Source organism: Ancylobacter crimeensis (assembly GCF_023016805.1).
GTDB lineage: Bacteria > Pseudomonadota > Alphaproteobacteria > Rhizobiales > Xanthobacteraceae > Ancylobacter > Ancylobacter crimeensis.
Window position 1 is genome coordinate 206,432 of sequence record NZ_JALKCH010000007.1, and the last position, 15,471, is coordinate 221,902.

Below are 15,471 nucleotides of genomic sequence, written 5' to 3' on the forward strand. Positions count from 1 at the left end.
CTATATCGCTCGCGGCGTCCCGACGGAAGCAAGGCGCACGCCGAGGCGGGACGACCCGAGGCAGGCGCGGCGAGCCGGACATCGCCGCACGCTCGGGGAAAGGGCAGGAACAGGCCGCGCGAGCGGCGAGGGAAAACGGGATGCCGAGCGTCGATCTCACCTCCACCGGTCATGCGGGCCTTACGGGCGCCGGCGCGGCGCGCAGTGGGCGGCTGCGTCCGGTGCGGCTGTGGCTCTACGCCGTCGCGGCGCTGATCGTGCTGATGGTGGTGGTTGGCGGCGCCACGCGCCTTACCGAATCCGGCCTCTCCATCACCGAGTGGAAACCCGTCACCGGTATGCTGCCCCCGCTGGGCGAGGCGGCGTGGCAGGCGGAATTCGAGAAATACCAGCAGATCCCGCAATACACCCAGCTCAATCGCGGGATGAGCCTGTCCGAGTTCAAATACATCTTCTGGTGGGAGTGGGCGCACCGCCTGCTCGGCCGGCTGATCGGCTTCGTGTTCCTGCTGCCCTTCCTCGTCTTCCTGTGGCGGGGCCTGATCGACCGGGCGCTCGGCTGGAAGCTTGGGGGGCTGTTCCTGCTGGGCGGCATGCAGGGCGCCATCGGCTGGTGGATGGTGGCGTCCGGCCTGGTGAACCGCACCTCGGTGAGCCAGTACCGGCTCGCCATCCACCTCACCTTCGCCTGCCTGATCCTCGCCGCCACCATCGCGGTCGCGACCTCGCTGCGCGCGCCGCCCGACGGCGAGCCGGCCGCGCCGCGCCGCGCCCGGCTGGTGGCGGGCGGGCTGATCGGGGTGGTGCTGCTGCAGATCTTCCTCGGCGGACTCGTCGCCGGGCTCGATGCCGGGCTCACCTACACCACCTGGCCGCTGATGGACGGGCATCTGGTGCCGCCGCTGGAAAACCTGCTGGTGATGGACCCGGCCTGGCGCAACGCCTTCGAGAACGTGCTCACCGTGCAGTTCGACCACCGCATGACGGCCTATGCGCTATGGATGCTGACCCTGCTGCATGCCCTCGACCTGTGGGGCGTTCCCGGCGCCGGAAAGCGGGCGCTGCATCTCTTCGCGCTCGTAAGCGTGCAGGCGCTGCTCGGCATCCTCACCCTGATCAACCACGTGCCGATCGATATCGCGCTGGCGCACCAGTTCTGCGCGACGCTGGTGCTGATCGCCGTGACCGCCCACGCCGTGCGGCTGCGGCAGGCTTGGCGGGTTGCGGGTTGCGGGTTGGCGGGGCGGATGGCCGGCGATTAGAGCCGTTCATCGTTTCACGGAATCGATGAACGGCTCCAACGTACTGACGGATCGCATTTTTCACGCGAACCGGTTGCCATTACGCTCGAAAATGCTTCAAGGGCGCGGTGCGCAGGCCCTGCGTAGCCGATGCCCTCCTATCCGCGCCGGGCGGCGCGCTGGGCGGGGGCGAGGCACGGATGCCGGGCACGGATGTCGGCCGAAAGCCATGCGGGCCGGCCCGCCCATCTGGATCCGGGCACAGCCTCGCCGGGTGCTCGCATCCGGCCTGATGATCACACGCGGTTTCGTCTCCAGGGGCGCAGGCAAGGTGTCATCCCGGCCGGCGGAAAGCCGATCCCGGATCGCATCCCGCCGGCTACCCCCACCTGTCCCGTCAGACGCTACCGGCTCCGCCTCCGGCCGGGATGACGGTCCGCCAGGATGACAACGCTCGACGATGACGGCGCTCTGCACCCCGGCGGATGTGCCGTCCCGCCTTGTGGTCCGCCCCATCCTCCGGCTGAAAAAGACGGCGACTCACGGCCAGACGACGCCGCATAATGGTACCACGCCGCGCGCTCCTCGCCTGCGCCGGTCGTCTCTCCGAGAGGCACCCTTGCCGCCTGCGGTGGTCGCCGATCGCAGCGGCCCGGCATCCGCCCCCAGCCGTCACTCCGCGGCGGTGCGCGGCTTCAACGGACGGCGTGCGAGGACGTCGGCGAGGAAGCGGCCGGTGTGGCTCCGGGGCTCCTTCGCCACCTGCTCCGGCGTGCCGACCGCGACGATCTCGCCGCCACCGTCTCCGCCCTGCGGCCCGAGGTCGATCACCCAGTCCGCGGTCTTGATGACCTCGAGATTGTGCTCGATCACCACCACCGTGTTGCCCTGCTCGACCAGCTCGTGCAGCACCTCCATGAGCTTGGCGACATCGTGGAAGTGCAGGCCCGTGGTCGGCTCGTCGAGGATGTAGAGCGTGCGACCGGTGGCGCGGCGCGACAGCTCCTTGGAGAGCTTCACCCGCTGCGCCTCACCGCCCGACAGGGTGTTGGCCTGCTGGCCGACCTTGATGTAGCCGAGCCCCACGCGCGACAGCGTCTCCAGCTTCTCGCGCACCGCCGGCACCGCCTTGAAGAACTCCGCCCCCTCGTCGACCGTCATGTCGAGCACGTCGGCGATGGACTTGTTCTTGAAGGCGACCTCCAGGGTCTCGCGGTTGTAGCGCTTGCCCTTGCAGACATCGCAGGTGACGTAGACGTCGGGCAGGAAGTGCATCTCGATCTTGATGACGCCGTCGCCCTGGCACGCCTCGCAGCGCCCGCCCTTCACATTGAAGGAGAACCGGCCCGGCCCGTAGCCGCGCGCCTTGGCCTCCGGCAGGCCGGCGAACCATTCGCGGATCGGGGTGAAGGCGCCCGTATAGGTCGCCGGGTTGGAGCGCGGGGTGCGCCCGATCGGCGACTGGTCGATGTCGATCACCTTGTCGAGCTGCTCCAGCCCCTCCAGCCGGTCGAAGGGGGCGGGCGGGTCGAAGGCGCCGTTCAGCCGGCGTGCCACGGCCTTGTAGAGTGTGTCGAGCAGCAGCGTCGACTTGCCGCCGCCCGAAACGCCGGTGACCGCGGTGAACAGGCCGAGCGGCACTTCGGCGGTGACGTTCTTGAGGTTGTTGCCGCGCGCGCCCACCAGCTTCAGCATGCGCTTGGCGTTCGGCTTGCGGCGCTTGGGCACCGGCACGGCGAGAGCGCCGGTGAGATATCTGCCGGTGAGCGAATGCGGGTCGGCGAGAATCTCGCCCGGCGTACCCTGGGCCACGATCTGCCCGCCATGCACGCCCGCGCCGGGGCCGACATCCACCACATAGTCCGCGGCGAGGATGGCATCCTCGTCATGCTCCACCACGATGACCGTGTTGCCGAGGTCGCGCAGCCGGCGCAGCGTGCCGAGCAGGCGTTCATTGTCGCGCTGGTGCAGGCCGATGGACGGCTCGTCCAGCACATAGAGCACCCCGGTCAACCCCGAGCCGATCTGCGAGGCGAGCCGGATGCGCTGGCTCTCTCCTCCGGACAGCGTGCCGGACGCGCGCGACAAGGTGAGATAGTCCAGCCCGACATCGAGCAGGAAGGCGAGCCGCTCGCGGATCTCCTTCAGGATTCGCAGCGCGATTTCGTTCTGCTTCTCGGTGAAGCTTTCCGGCAGCGCGGCGAACCAGGCGAGCGCGTGGCGCACCGAAAGCTGCGCGGCCTCGCCGATATGGCGCCCGGCGATCTTCACCGCCAGCGCTTCGGGCTTCAGCCGGTAGCCGCCGCACGCTGCGCAGGGCACGGGCGAGAAATATTTGCCGATCTCCTCGCGCGCCCAGTCGCTGTCGGTCTCGCGCCAGCGCCGCTCGAGATTGGTGATGATGCCCTCGAAGGTCTTCGCGGTCTCGTAGGCGCGCATGCCGTCGTCATAGATGAAGCGGATCTTCTCCGCACCCGAACCGTGCAGGATGATCATCTGCGCGCTCGCTGGAAGATCGGCCCAGGGTGTGGTCAGCTTGAAGCCATAATGACGGGCGAGGGCGTCCAGCGTCTGCCCGTAATAGGGCGACGAGGACTTCGCCCACGGCGCCAGCGCGCCCTGCTTCAGCGAGCGCGTGGCGTCCGGCACCACGAGGTTGGGGTCGATCTTGCTTTCATGGCCCAGCCCGTCGCAGACCGGGCAGGCGCCGAACGGGTTGTTGAAGGAGAACAGCCGCGGCTCGATCTCGGAAATGGTGAAGCCGGAGACCGGGCAGGCGAACTTCTCCGAAAAAATCACCCGCTTCGGGGTGCCGTCGGCCTCGGTCTCGTCGGCATATTCCAGAACCGCGATTCCGTCGGCAAGGCCGAGCGCGGTTTCCAGCGAATCCGCCAGCCGCCCGGCCATGTCCGGCCGCACCACGAGACGATCCACCACCACGTCGATGTCGTGCTTCAGCTTCTTGTCGAGCGCCGGGGCTTCCGCGATCTCGTGATAGGCGCCGTCGATCCGGACGCGCTGGAAGCCCTTCTTCTGGAACTCGGCAAGCTCCTTGCGGTATTCGCCCTTGCGCCCGCGCACCACGGGGGCGAGCAGGAACAGGCGCGTCTTCTCGGGCAAGGCGAGCGTGCGGTCGACCATCTGGCTGACCGTCTGGCTCTCGATCGGCAGGCCGGTGGCCGGCGAATAGGGCACGCCGATGCGCGCCCAGAGCAGGCGCATATAGTCGTAGATCTCGGTGACGGTGCCGACCGTGGAGCGCGGGTTCTTGGAGGTGGTCTTCTGTTCGATGGAGATGGCGGGGGAAAGCCCGTCGATCTGGTCGACATCGGGCTTCTGCATCATCTCCAGGAACTGGCGCGCATAGGCGGACAGGCTTTCCACATAGCGGCGCTGGCCCTCGGCATAGATGGTGTCGAAGGCGAGAGAGGACTTGCCGGAGCCGGACGGGCCGGTGAACACGACGAGGCTGTCACGTGGGATCTCCAGATCCACATTCTTCAGATTGTGCTCCCGCGCGCCGCGGATCGAAATCACGCGGGCGTCGCGGCGGGAGCTCTCCACGCGGTCCTTCATCCTCGGGCTTCCGGCATCCTTGGGCTTTACGGGAAACGGGCCTCGCATGAGAGGCCGGCCGCATCGGCCGGTACGCTCAGGGCAGGGCGCCGAACTGTTCGAGACAAGCGGCGATGCCGGCAAGGCTTGCGACCACGCCGGCCATGAGAAGAGCCATCGGCAAGGCAAACCCCGCGACATTGCGGGGCTGCGGAACACCACCACGAGCCCGGCGCCGCCTCGTCAGCGAGGCCGGTTCATCGAACGCTCTCCTCATTCCGCCCTCCAAGATAGTGACGACAGGCCGGTCCGTCACCCCGTCCGGCCGCCGCTTCGCCGAATGTGCGCGAGCCTTGCGGGGACCCTAGGAGCGTGTTAGGAACAAAACAAGAACTTTCTTGCCCCCCATTCTCCGCCTTTGCCCCTCGGCGACGTGCGTGTGGACAAGCATAGCGCGCGGATGTGACCGCGGCAGGCGGGTGGGCTAGGATCGCAGCTTGATCGCGCCCCCGGCGGGCGCAGGGACGGAAGGAAGAGCGGGATGGCGGGCAGCGTCAACAAGGTGATCCTGGTCGGCAATCTCGGCCGCGACCCGGAGGTGCGGACCTTTCAGAATGGCGGGCGCGTGTGCAATCTGCGCCTCGCGACCTCGGAGACGTGGCGCGACAAGGCCTCGGGCGAGCGCAAGGAACGCACCGAGTGGCACAGCGTGGTGATCTTCAACGAGAATCTGCTGCGCGTCGCCGAGCAGTATCTGCGCAAGGGTTCGAAGGTTTATATCGAAGGCCAGCTCGAGACGCGCAAGGCGACCGACCAGAATGGTGGCGAGCGCTATTTCACGGAAGTTGTGCTGCGTCCGTTCCGCGGCGAGTTGACCATTCTCGACAGTCGTAATTCCGGCGAAGGCGGCGGTGACGACTTCTCCTCCTCTGGTTCGGATTTCGGTTCCGGCGGCACGGGCTTCGGCGGTGGTGGTGGCGGCGGCTTCGGTGGCGGGCGCTCCGGCGGAGGCGGGGGAGGCGAGCGCCGTCCGGCGCCGGCCTCCGGCGGCGGCGGGCGCTCGGGCGGCGGTGGCTTCGGGGGCGGCAGTGGCGGTGGTAGCGGCGGAGAGTTCGACGACGACATCCCGTTCTGAGGCGCGTCTCCGGGCTCCGGCATGTTCAGCCGACTAGGAAGGCGGCGCGGATGCCGTCGATGACGAACTGCACCGCCAGCGCCGTCAGCACCACGCCGAGCAGTTTGGTGAGGATGGCGTTGCCGGTGACACCCAGCAGCCGATTGGTCCATCCGGCGGCGAGATAGACCGCAAGGCACATGCCGATCACCGCGCAGGTGATGGCGAGCAGCATGGCGAGGCGGGCGGGGTCGCCCTTCGCCTCGCCGGCGAGCAGCATCACGGCGGTGATCGCGCCGGGCCCTGCCATCAGCGGGATGGCGAGCGGGAACACCGAAAGGTGCCGCAACCGGTGCTCGCGGGCGGAACTTTCCACCCCGTCGGTCTCGCGCTCGGTGCGCCGGCCGAACACCATCTCGAAGGAAATGGCGAAGAGCAGCAACCCGCCGGCGATGCGGAAGGCGGGAAGAGTAATGCCCAGCGCTCCCAGCAGAGGCGCGCCGACCGCCCCGAACAGCACCAGAATGCCGAGCGCGATCAGCGAGGCCCGGATCGCGACGCTCCGCCGCTCCTCGCGCGAAAGCCCGGCGGTGACGCCGAGAAACAGCGGAGCAAGCCCGATCGGATCGAGGATCACCAACATGGTGATCGCGGCCGAGAGAAAGTAGTCGAGCATGCTCTGCCTCATGATACGCCCGCCCGCGCGGCGTCGCGGTTCGATCCTAGAGCCATTCATCGTTTCACGGAATCGATGAATGGCTCTAACGTATTGACTGGTCGCATTTTCTTCACGCGAACCGGTATTCGCTTCGCTCGAAAATGCTCTGGACGCTTTTGCCGCGAAGGCCTACGAGGCTACCGCAGGCCGGCGTATGGCCGCTGCCTCGGGGGCGGCACGCCCTGACGGGGCTTGCCATCGCCGGATTGCCATGCCGTTCCGAGCGGTCGGGCAGCGCGCGTGCGCCGGTCCCGCAGCGTGCCGGACCGCGCCATCAGGGCCTGCGGCTCGATCCCAGTGCGCGAAACCGGGCGTGTCGTTCAGACGGTCCGGCCAGCCCATGCCCGAGGCTGGCGGCTCCGCTCGTTTCCGGCCGCCCGCCGGCGACGCTTCCCGGGGTTTCGCACGCAGCTTCGTCGCTGCGTCCTTCGCGCCTCGTGCGACCTTTCGCGTCGACTGACACGCGGTATCTGAATGCTACTTTCGCCACGCTTCGGCCATGTTTCCGGCATCGCCTCAATCGTGCCGTGTAAGACATTGATATATCATGCCTTTTAAACACGCCCGTGGCGGCCGCGCGCTGGCCTTGGAACGCGGAATCGGCTAAAGGAAGCGCTCGCTTCCTCTGAACGAAAAGACTGATCCTTGTCCGATTCCGATAAGAAGCCCGGGGACAGCTCTCCCTCCGACATCCGGCCCGTCAACATCACCGACGAGCTGTCGCGCAGCTATCTCGATTACGCGATGAGCGTCATCGTCTCGCGCGCCCTGCCGGATGCGCGGGACGGGCTGAAGCCTGTGCACCGGCGCATCCTGTTCTCGATGAGCGAGAACAACTACACGCCGGACCGCGCCTACAACAAATCGGCCCGCGTCACCGGCGACACGATGGGCAAGTACCATCCGCACGGCAATCAGGCGATCTATGACGCGCTGGTGCGTCTGGCGCAGGACTTTTCGATGCGCCTGCCGCTGATCGACGGGCAGGGAAATTTCGGCTCCATCGACGGCGATCCGCCCGCGGCCGAGCGCTACACCGAGGTGCGCCTCGCCCGCCCGGCCATGCCGCTGCTGGACGACCTCGACAAGGACACCGTCGATTTCCAGGAGAACTATGACGGGCGCGAGCAGGAGCCGACCGTGCTCCCCGCCCGCTTCCCGAACCTCCTGGTCAACGGCGCCGGCGGTATCGCGGTCGGCATGGCCACCAACATCCCGCCGCACAATCTCGCCGAGGTGATCGACGCCGCCATCGCGCTGATCGACGAGCCGGACATGGAGATTGAGCGGCTGCTCGACCTCGTTCCCGGCCCGGATTTCCCCACCGGGGCGCTCATACTCGGCCGCGCCGGCATCCGCCAAGCCTATCTTACCGGCCGCGGTTCCATCGTGATGCGCGCGCGCGCCACCATCGAGGAGATCCGCAAGGACCGCGACGCCATCATCGTCACCGAGATTCCCTATCAGGTGAACAAGGCGACGATGATCGAGCGCATGGCCGAGCTGGTGCGCGAGAAGCGCATCGAGGGCATCGCCGAGATCCGCGACGAGTCCTCGCGCGAGGGCCTGCGCGTGGTCATCGAGGTGAAGCGCGACGCCCAGGCCGACGTCGTGCTGAACAATCTCTACCGCCAGACCTCGCTGCAGACCTCCTTCGGCGCCAACATGGTGGCGCTGAACGGCGGACGCCCGGCGGTGATGACGCTGCACGACCTGCTCAGCGCCTTCATCGCCTTCCGCGAAGAGGTGATCACCCGGCGCACCAAGTTCCTGCTGCGCAAGGCACGCGACCGGGCGCATGTGTTGGTCGGCCTCGCCATCGCGGTCGCCAATATCGACGAGGTGATCCGCACCATCCGCGCCGCGCCCGACCCGCAGACCGCGCGCGACGAGCTGATGACCCGCCGCTGGCCGGCGCTCGACGTCGCCCCGCTGATCGCGCTGATCGACGATCCGCGCCACCGGCTGGAGGAAGACGGCACCTATCGGCTCTCCGCCGAGCAGGCCCGCGCCATTCTCGATCTGCGCCTGCAGCGCCTCACCGCGCTCGGCCGCGACGAGATCGCCGACGAGCTCGACACCATCGCCGCCGAGATCAAGGAATATCTCGACATCCTGGCCAGCCGCGCCCGCGTGCGGCAGATCGCGAAGGACGAGATGCTCGCGGTCAAGGAGCAGTTCGGCACCCCGCGCCGCACCGAGATCGCGGAAGCCGAGGGCGATTTCGACGACGAAGACCTGATCGCCCGCGAGGACATGGTCGTCACCGTGTCCCATGCCGGCTATGTGAAGCGGGTGCCGCTCTCCACCTACCGGGCGCAGCGGCGCGGCGGCAAGGGCCGCTCCGCGATGCAGACCCGCGACGAGGATTTCGTCACCCGCCTGTTCGTTGCCTCCACCCACACCCCGGTGCTGTTCTTCTCCTCCAAGGGGCAGGTCTACAAGCTGAAGGTGTGGCGCCTGCCCATCGCCGCGCCGCAGGCGCGCGGCAAGGCGCTGGTCAACATCCTGCCGCTGGATTCCGACGAGCGCATCACCTCCATCATGGCGCTGCCGGAGGATGAGGCGAACTGGGCGCGCATGCAGATCATGTTCGCCACCACCAGCGGTTCGGTACGGCGCAATGAGTTGTCGGACTTCACCAATGTGAACCGCAACGGCAAGATCGCGATGAAGCTGGAGGAGGGCGAATCCATCGCCGGCGTGCAGCTTTCGACCGAGGACGACGACGTGCTGCTGACCACGGCGCGCGGCCAGTGCATCCGGTTCCCCACCACCGAAGTGCGTGTCTTCAAGGGGCGCGATTCAATGGGCGTGCGCGGCATCCAGCTCGAGGACGGCGACCGCCTCATCTCCATGGCGATCATCCGCCATGTCGAGGCGACCGCCGAGCAGCGCGCCGAATATATCAAGCAGGCCAATGCGGTACGCCGCAGCCAGACGGGCGGGGAAGGCGGCGTCGAGGAGATCGAGGCCGAGATCGAGGATGCCGAGGCCGCGCCGGGCGACGGTTCGGGCGACAGCGGCGAGATCGACTATGCCGCGATGAGCGCCGCCGAGCAGTTCATCCTTACTCTCTCGGAAAACGGCTACGGCAAGCGCACCTCGTCCTACGAGTACCGCACCACCCGGCGCGGCGGCAAAGGCATCGTCGCCATGGCGGTGAACGGGCGCAACGGCCCGCTGGTCGCCTCCTTCCCGGTGGAGGACAGCGACCAGATCATGTTGGTGACCGATGGCGGGCAGCTCATCCGCTGCCCGGTGGACGGCATCCGCATCGTCGGGCGCGGCAGTCAGGGCGTGATCGTGTTCGACACCGCCGCCGACGAAAAGGTGGTCTCCGTCGAGCGCGTGACCGAAGAGGAGGGCGAGGAGACGCTTGGCGAAGGCTGAGCGTCTGCCGCTCCCGGTGCGGCCTCGCGCCGGGCATCAAGCAAGAAACGGTCCTGCATCATGCGTCGCATCTGCGTCTTTCTCGGCTCCAATCCCGGCCGGCGGCCCGATTACGTCGAGGCCGCCCGCGCGCTCGGCACGGCGATCGCGCAGGAGGGGCTGGGCCTCGTCTATGGCGGCTCCTCGGTCGGGCTGATGGGCGCGCTCGCCGATGCGGCGCTGGCGGCGGGCGGCGAGGTGATCGGCATCATTCCGCAGCGCCTCGTCGACAAGGAGGTCGCCCACAACGGCATCGCCGATTTGCGCGTCGTCGCCTCGATGCATGAGCGCAAGGCGGCGATGGCCGAGCTGGCGGATGCCTTCGTGGCCCTGCCGGGCGGCGCGGGCACGCTGGAAGAACTGTTCGAGGTGTGGACCTGGGCCCAGCTCGGCAGCCACAGCAAGCCCTGCGCGGTGCTGAATGTCGCCGGCTATTATGACGGGCTGCTGACCTTTCTCGACCATGCCGAGACCGAAGGCTTCATGCGTCCCCAGCACCGCAACATGCTGCTGGTGGCGGACACGCCGGCCGCACTGTTCCGCCAGCTTCGCGACTATGACGCACCGAACGTGACCAAGTGGATCGGCCGCGCGGAGCGCTGAAGCGCCTTCACGCGGGCTGCGAACATCTCCGGCCAAACTCATTGAACGAAACGCTGTTCTGATCGCGAAAGGTGGCATCTCTCACGCCCGCATCTGGCGCCCGGCTGGATGCGGCCCTATATCGTGGCGGCCGGGGCGAGTGTCCGAAACGGAGCGAGCCATATGACTGAGACCATCCCTGCCGAAACCAATCTTCCGACCGCGGGCGCGCTGCGCTGCCGGGTGCCGACCACCCATGCCAGCCGCTATCTCCAGCAGCTCTGCAAGCACTGGAGCCACAAACTCGACGTGACCTTCACCCCCGAGGCCGGACGCGTCGTGCTTCCGGACGATGCGGTGCTCACCCTCGCGGCGGATGGCGAGGGGCTGGAAATCGGGCTTGCGGCACCCGATCAGGCGGTGCTGGAGCGCATGACGGGCGTGGTGGAGCGCCATCTCGACCGCTTCGCCTTCCGCGAGGCGCCGCTGCCCTTCGCCTGGCAGCCCGCGGCTGAACCTGCGCCCTGAACCTGCGCGCCGCTTGCGCCTGCGGCCCAGCCCGGCTAACCATCCGGGAGGTCGCTTCGTCAAAGCGGTCCGCACGGTTCCACGCCCGAGAGGCAGCCGCTTGAGCGCACGCATCGCCTTCTATCCCGGCTCCTTCGACCCGCCGACCAACGGCCATGTCGAGGTGGCGCGCGCCGCGGCCCGGCTGGCCGACCGGCTGGTGGTGGCGGTCGGCGTCCATCCCGGCAAGACCCCGCTGTTCTCCGCGCCCGAGCGGCTGGAGCTGCTGCGCGCGGTCTTCGCGCCCATCGCCGCGGGCGAAGGGGCAGAACTCGACTGCGTGACCTTCGACGATCTGGTGGTGGATGCGGCGCGGCGCCATGGCGCGCAGCTCATCATCCGCGGCCTGCGCGACGGCACCGATCTCGACTATGAAATGCAGATGGCGGGTATGAACGCCACGCTCGCCCCCGACGTGCAGACCGTCTTTCTGCCCGCATCCCCGATCGCCCGCCCCATCACCGCCACGCTCGTGCGGCAGATCGCGGCGATGGGCGGGGATGTTTCCGCCTTCGTGCCGGCCGCGGTCAAGGCGCGGCTCACCGAACGGCTCGCGCGACGCTAGAATCCGCGGCCGGTCCGTCCAACGGAGTGATCCATGTTCCGACGCCTGATCCCCGTCCTCGCCGTCGCCGCGCTTCTGGTGGCGGGCGCGGCGTTCTTCCTGCCGCTCGGCAAGGCCGATGCGCAGAGCGCCAAGACCGACGCCGAAAACACCATCCTGATGGAAACGACCAAGGGCCCGGTCGTCATCCGGCTGCGCCCGGACCTCGCGCCGAAGCATGCCGAGCGCATCAGGCAGCTTACCCGCGACGGCTTCTACAACAACGTGCCGTTCCATCGCGTCATCGAGGGCTTCATGGCCCAGACCGGCGACGGCCAGTACGGCAACGGCACCGGCGGCTCGCAATATCCGGACTTGAAAGCAGAGTTCTCCGCCACGCCCTTCAAGCGCGGCACGGTGGGCATGGCTCGCGCGTCTTCACCGGACAGCGCCAATTCGCAGTTCTTCATCGTGTTCGACGACGCCTCCTTCCTGAACGGCCAGTACACCGTGATCGGCGAGGTCGTCTCGGGCATGGAGAATGTGGACAAGCTGAAGCGCGGCGAGCCGGTCCGCAGCCCGGACAAGATCATCTCCATGAAGGTCGCTGCCGACAAGTGAGCGACCTCTCTCGAACCGCGCCCGCGCGGCGCGTTCCCAGACAGTGCTGAAAGGTGAAAAACCATGAGTGACGCCGAAAACACCCTGCTGCTCGAGACCACCCAGGGCCCGGTCAAGATCCGCATGCGCCCGGACCTCGCGCCCGGCCATGTCGCCCGCATCACCGAGCTGGTGAAGAGCGGCTTTTATGACGGCATCGTCTTCCACCGCGTCATCGACGGCTTCATGGCGCAGACCGGCGATCCCACCGGCACCGGCCGCGGCGGCTCGGGCAAGAACCTGAAGGCGGAGTTCAACAAGGGCCGCCACACCCGCGGCGCCGTCTCCATGGCCCGCGCCCAGCACCCGGATTCGGCCGACAGCCAGTTCTTCATCGTGTTCGGCGACGCCTCCTTCCTAGACGGCCAGTACACCGTGTGGGGCGAGGTCACCGAGGGCATGGAGAACGTGGACAAGATCAAGCGCGGCGAGCCGGTGGTGAACCCGGACAAGATCGTCTCCGCCAAAATGGCGGCGTGAGCGTCTTGCGCCGAACGGACCGGGCGCTGCGCCCGGTCCCCGCGACGACCCGTCCCGGAGCGGCCCGCGCCGTCTCCGGGATCGTTCTGTCTGGAGCGTTTTCCCCGCATGTTGCGCGTTCGGAAACCGCGCCCGCTATCTGAATCCCGAGCGCTTTCCGATCCGATGGATGTCACCGGATCGGAAAGCGCTCCAATGCCTGAATTGAAGCCCCATGCGTGTCGACCTCTTCGATTTCGAGCTCCCTCCCGAGCGCATCGCCCTGCGTCCCGTCGCGCCGCGCGACGCCGCGCGGATGCTGGTGGTGCGCCCGCTCGGCACGCCGGAGCTGACAGACGCCCATGTCCGCGACCTGCCGGACCTTCTCGATCCCCGCGACGTGCTGGTGGTGAACGATACCCGCGTGGTGCCCGCGCGTCTCGACGGTGTGCGCCGGCGCGACACCTCGCAGGGCGAAGGCGTGCGGGTGGAAGCGATGCTGCACAAGCGCATCGCCGCTGATCGCTGGCTGGCACTGGCCCGCCCGGGCAAGCGGCTCGCGGTTGGCGACCGCATCGCCTTTGGCGGCGAGGGCAATGCCTGTCTGCTCGGGCGGCTGGATGCGCGGATCGAGAGCAAAGGCGAGGGGGGTGAGGTGGAGTTGCGCTTCGACCTGTCGGGTCCCGCGCTGGACGAGGCGATCGCCACTGTCGGCCACATTCCGCTGCCGCCCTATATCGCCGCGAAGCGCCCCGACGACGCGCAGGACCGCGCCGACTACCAGACCATGTTCGCCCGCGAGGAAGGCTCCGTCGCCGCCCCCACCGCCGGCCTGCATTTCACCCCTCAACTGGTCGAGCGGCTCGCCGCCCGCGGCATCGCGACCCATCGGGTCACGCTGCATGTGGGCGCGGGCACCTTCCTGCCGGTGAAGGCGCAGGACACCACCGACCACAGGATGCACGCCGAATGGGGCGAGGTGTCGGACGAGACCGCCGCCGCGCTGAACGCCGCGCGCGCCGCGGGCGGGCGCATCGTGACCGTGGGTACCACCGCGACGCGGCTCATCGAGAGCGCCGCCGGCCCGGACGGCACGCTGAAGGCGTGGCGCGGGGAGACGGACATCTTCATCACGCCGGGCGTGCGGTTCCGCGCGGTCGGCGGCATGCTGACCAATTTCCATCTGCCGCGCTCGACGCTGGTGATGCTGGTGGCCGCCTTTATCGGCCATGAGAGCCAGAAGCGGGCCTATGCCCACGCCATCGCCGAGGGTTACCGCTTCTATTCCTATGGCGATGCGAGCCTGCTGCTGCCGTGAACGCCCGCCGCTGCCCTGAACGTCTTGCCTGAAAGCCTCTCCCCATGACCGAGCTGTCCCGCTCCGACCAGTTCCGCTTCGACCTGAAGGCCACCGACGGCGGCGCCCGCCTCGGCGAGATCTCGACGCCGCGCGGCGCCATCCGCACCCCGGCCTTCATGCCGGTCGGCACCGCCGGCACGGTGAAGGGCATGTATCCAAAACAGGTGCGCGAGCTGGGCGCCGACATCATCCTCGGCAACACCTATCATCTGATGCTGCGCCCCGGTGCGGAGCGGGTGGCGAAGCTCGGCGGGCTGCACGCCTTCGCCCGCTGGCCGCACCCCATCCTCACCGATTCCGGCGGCTTCCAGGTGATGTCGCTGGCGAGCCTGCGCAAGATGAGCGAGACGGGCGTCACCTTCCGCTCCCATGTCGACGGCGCCTATTTCGAGCTGACGCCGGAGCGTTCGGTCGAAATCCAGGGCCTGCTCGGTGCCGACATCCAGATGCAGCTCGACGAATGCGTGCGCCTGCCGGCGACCCGCGAGGAGATCGCCCGCGCGCTGCGGCTCTCGCTGCGCTGGGCGGAGCGTTCGAAGGTGGCCTTCGAGAGCCAGCCCAAGGGCCGGGCGCTGTTCGGCATCGTGCAGGGGGGCGATGATCCCGAATTGCGGGTGGAATCAGCGCGCGGGCTTGTCGATATCGGCTTCCCCGGCTATTCCATCGGCGGCCTTGCGGTCGGCGAGCCGCAAGAGGTCATGCTGCGCATGATCGAGACGGTGAACCCGATCCTGCCGGCCGACCGGCCGCGTTACCTCATGGGGGTGGGCACGCCGGACGACATCATCGAGAGCGTGGCGCGGGGCGTCGACATGTTCGACTGCGTGATGCCGACCCGCGCCGGCCGCCACGCGCTGGCCTTCACCCGTTTCGGCAAGATCAACCTGAAGAACGCCCGCCACGCCGAAGATCCGCGCCCCCTCGACGAGGAAAGCGACTGCCCGGCGGCGCGGGACTATTCGCGTGCTTATCTCCACCACCTCATCCGCTGCGACGAGATGCTGGGCTCGATGCTGCTGACCTGGGTGAACCTCGCCTATTACCAGACCCTGATGGCCGGCGCCCGCGCCGCGATCGGGCAGGGCCGGTTCGACGACTATCGCGCCGCGGTCAAGGAAGGCTGGGCGAGGGGCGATATTCCGGCGCGGTGAGGGGCCGGGGGCGAGCGGCCCTGCGGCTGTGCCGCTGGCCTGCGGCTCATCCCACATGGAAACGGCCGGGATCGCCCCGGCCGTCATC

Annotated in this window: 12 protein-coding genes; 10 read left to right on the forward strand and 2 right to left on the reverse strand. The window is 68.1% G+C overall.

Annotation, left to right across the window (positions count from 1 at the left end; genetic code table 11):
• Positions 1–140: 140 nt before the first annotated feature.
• Positions 141–1,262, forward strand: coding sequence for a COX15/CtaA family protein (locus MWN34_RS12670; protein ID WP_247029654.1), 1,122 nt, complete (start codon positions 141–143; stop codon positions 1,260–1,262).
• 651 nt (positions 1,263–1,913) lie between these two features.
• Here MWN34_RS12670 and uvrA read toward each other — a convergent pair.
• Positions 1,914–4,817, reverse strand: coding sequence for an excinuclease ABC subunit UvrA (gene uvrA, locus MWN34_RS12675; RefSeq protein ID WP_247029655.1), 2,904 nt, complete (start codon positions 4,815–4,817; stop codon positions 1,914–1,916).
• 520 nt (positions 4,818–5,337) lie between these two features.
• Between uvrA and ssb the strand changes: the two genes are divergently transcribed.
• Positions 5,338–5,931 carry a single-stranded DNA-binding protein gene (gene ssb, locus MWN34_RS12680; protein WP_247029656.1) on the forward strand — a complete coding sequence of 198 codons (594 nt, stop codon included), beginning with the start codon at positions 5,338–5,340 and terminating at the stop codon, positions 5,929–5,931.
• A gap of 25 nt (positions 5,932–5,956) precedes the next feature.
• On the opposite strand, the gene MWN34_RS12685 is transcribed toward ssb, so the two are convergent.
• Complete coding sequence (locus tag MWN34_RS12685; RefSeq protein WP_247029657.1) at positions 5,957–6,586, reverse strand: MarC family protein; 630 nt, start codon at positions 6,584–6,586, stop codon at positions 5,957–5,959.
• A 687-nt stretch (positions 6,587–7,273) separates the two neighbouring features.
• On the opposite strand from MWN34_RS12685, the gene gyrA reads away from it, so the two are divergent.
• The 8 genes from gyrA (at position 7,274) to tgt (ending at position 15,383) form a co-directional block, all read left to right on the forward strand.
• Positions 7,274–10,021, forward strand: a complete 2,748-nt coding sequence (gene gyrA / locus MWN34_RS12690) for a DNA gyrase subunit A (RefSeq protein WP_247029658.1) — start codon at positions 7,274–7,276, stop codon at positions 10,019–10,021.
• Between the two features lie 60 nt (positions 10,022–10,081).
• The gene (locus MWN34_RS12695) at positions 10,082–10,663 is read left to right on the forward strand and encodes an LOG family protein (RefSeq protein WP_247029659.1); all 582 of its coding nucleotides are present in this window, start codon (positions 10,082–10,084) and stop codon (positions 10,661–10,663) included.
• A 162-nt stretch (positions 10,664–10,825) separates the two neighbouring features.
• A complete protein-coding gene (locus MWN34_RS12700; protein WP_247029660.1) occupies positions 10,826–11,170 on the forward strand; it encodes a DUF2218 domain-containing protein in 345 nt (114 codons plus the stop codon).
• A gap of 100 nt (positions 11,171–11,270) precedes the next feature.
• A complete protein-coding gene (gene coaD, locus MWN34_RS12705; protein WP_247029661.1) occupies positions 11,271–11,774 on the forward strand; it encodes a pantetheine-phosphate adenylyltransferase in 504 nt (167 codons plus the stop codon).
• Positions 11,775–11,807: 33 nt separating this feature from the next.
• Positions 11,808–12,374 carry a peptidylprolyl isomerase gene (locus MWN34_RS12710; RefSeq protein WP_425532106.1) on the forward strand — a complete coding sequence of 189 codons (567 nt, stop codon included), beginning with the start codon at positions 11,808–11,810 and terminating at the stop codon, positions 12,372–12,374.
• A gap of 63 nt (positions 12,375–12,437) precedes the next feature.
• Positions 12,438–12,893, forward strand: a complete 456-nt coding sequence (locus tag MWN34_RS12715) for a peptidylprolyl isomerase (protein ID WP_247029662.1) — start codon at positions 12,438–12,440, stop codon at positions 12,891–12,893.
• A gap of 214 nt (positions 12,894–13,107) precedes the next feature.
• Positions 13,108–14,190, forward strand: coding sequence for a tRNA preQ1(34) S-adenosylmethionine ribosyltransferase-isomerase QueA (gene queA / locus MWN34_RS12720; RefSeq protein WP_247029663.1), 1,083 nt, complete (start codon positions 13,108–13,110; stop codon positions 14,188–14,190).
• A gap of 44 nt (positions 14,191–14,234) precedes the next feature.
• Positions 14,235–15,383, forward strand: coding sequence for a tRNA guanosine(34) transglycosylase Tgt (gene tgt, locus MWN34_RS12725; protein ID WP_247029664.1), 1,149 nt, complete (start codon positions 14,235–14,237; stop codon positions 15,381–15,383).
• The last annotated feature ends 88 nt before the right edge of the window (positions 15,384–15,471 follow it).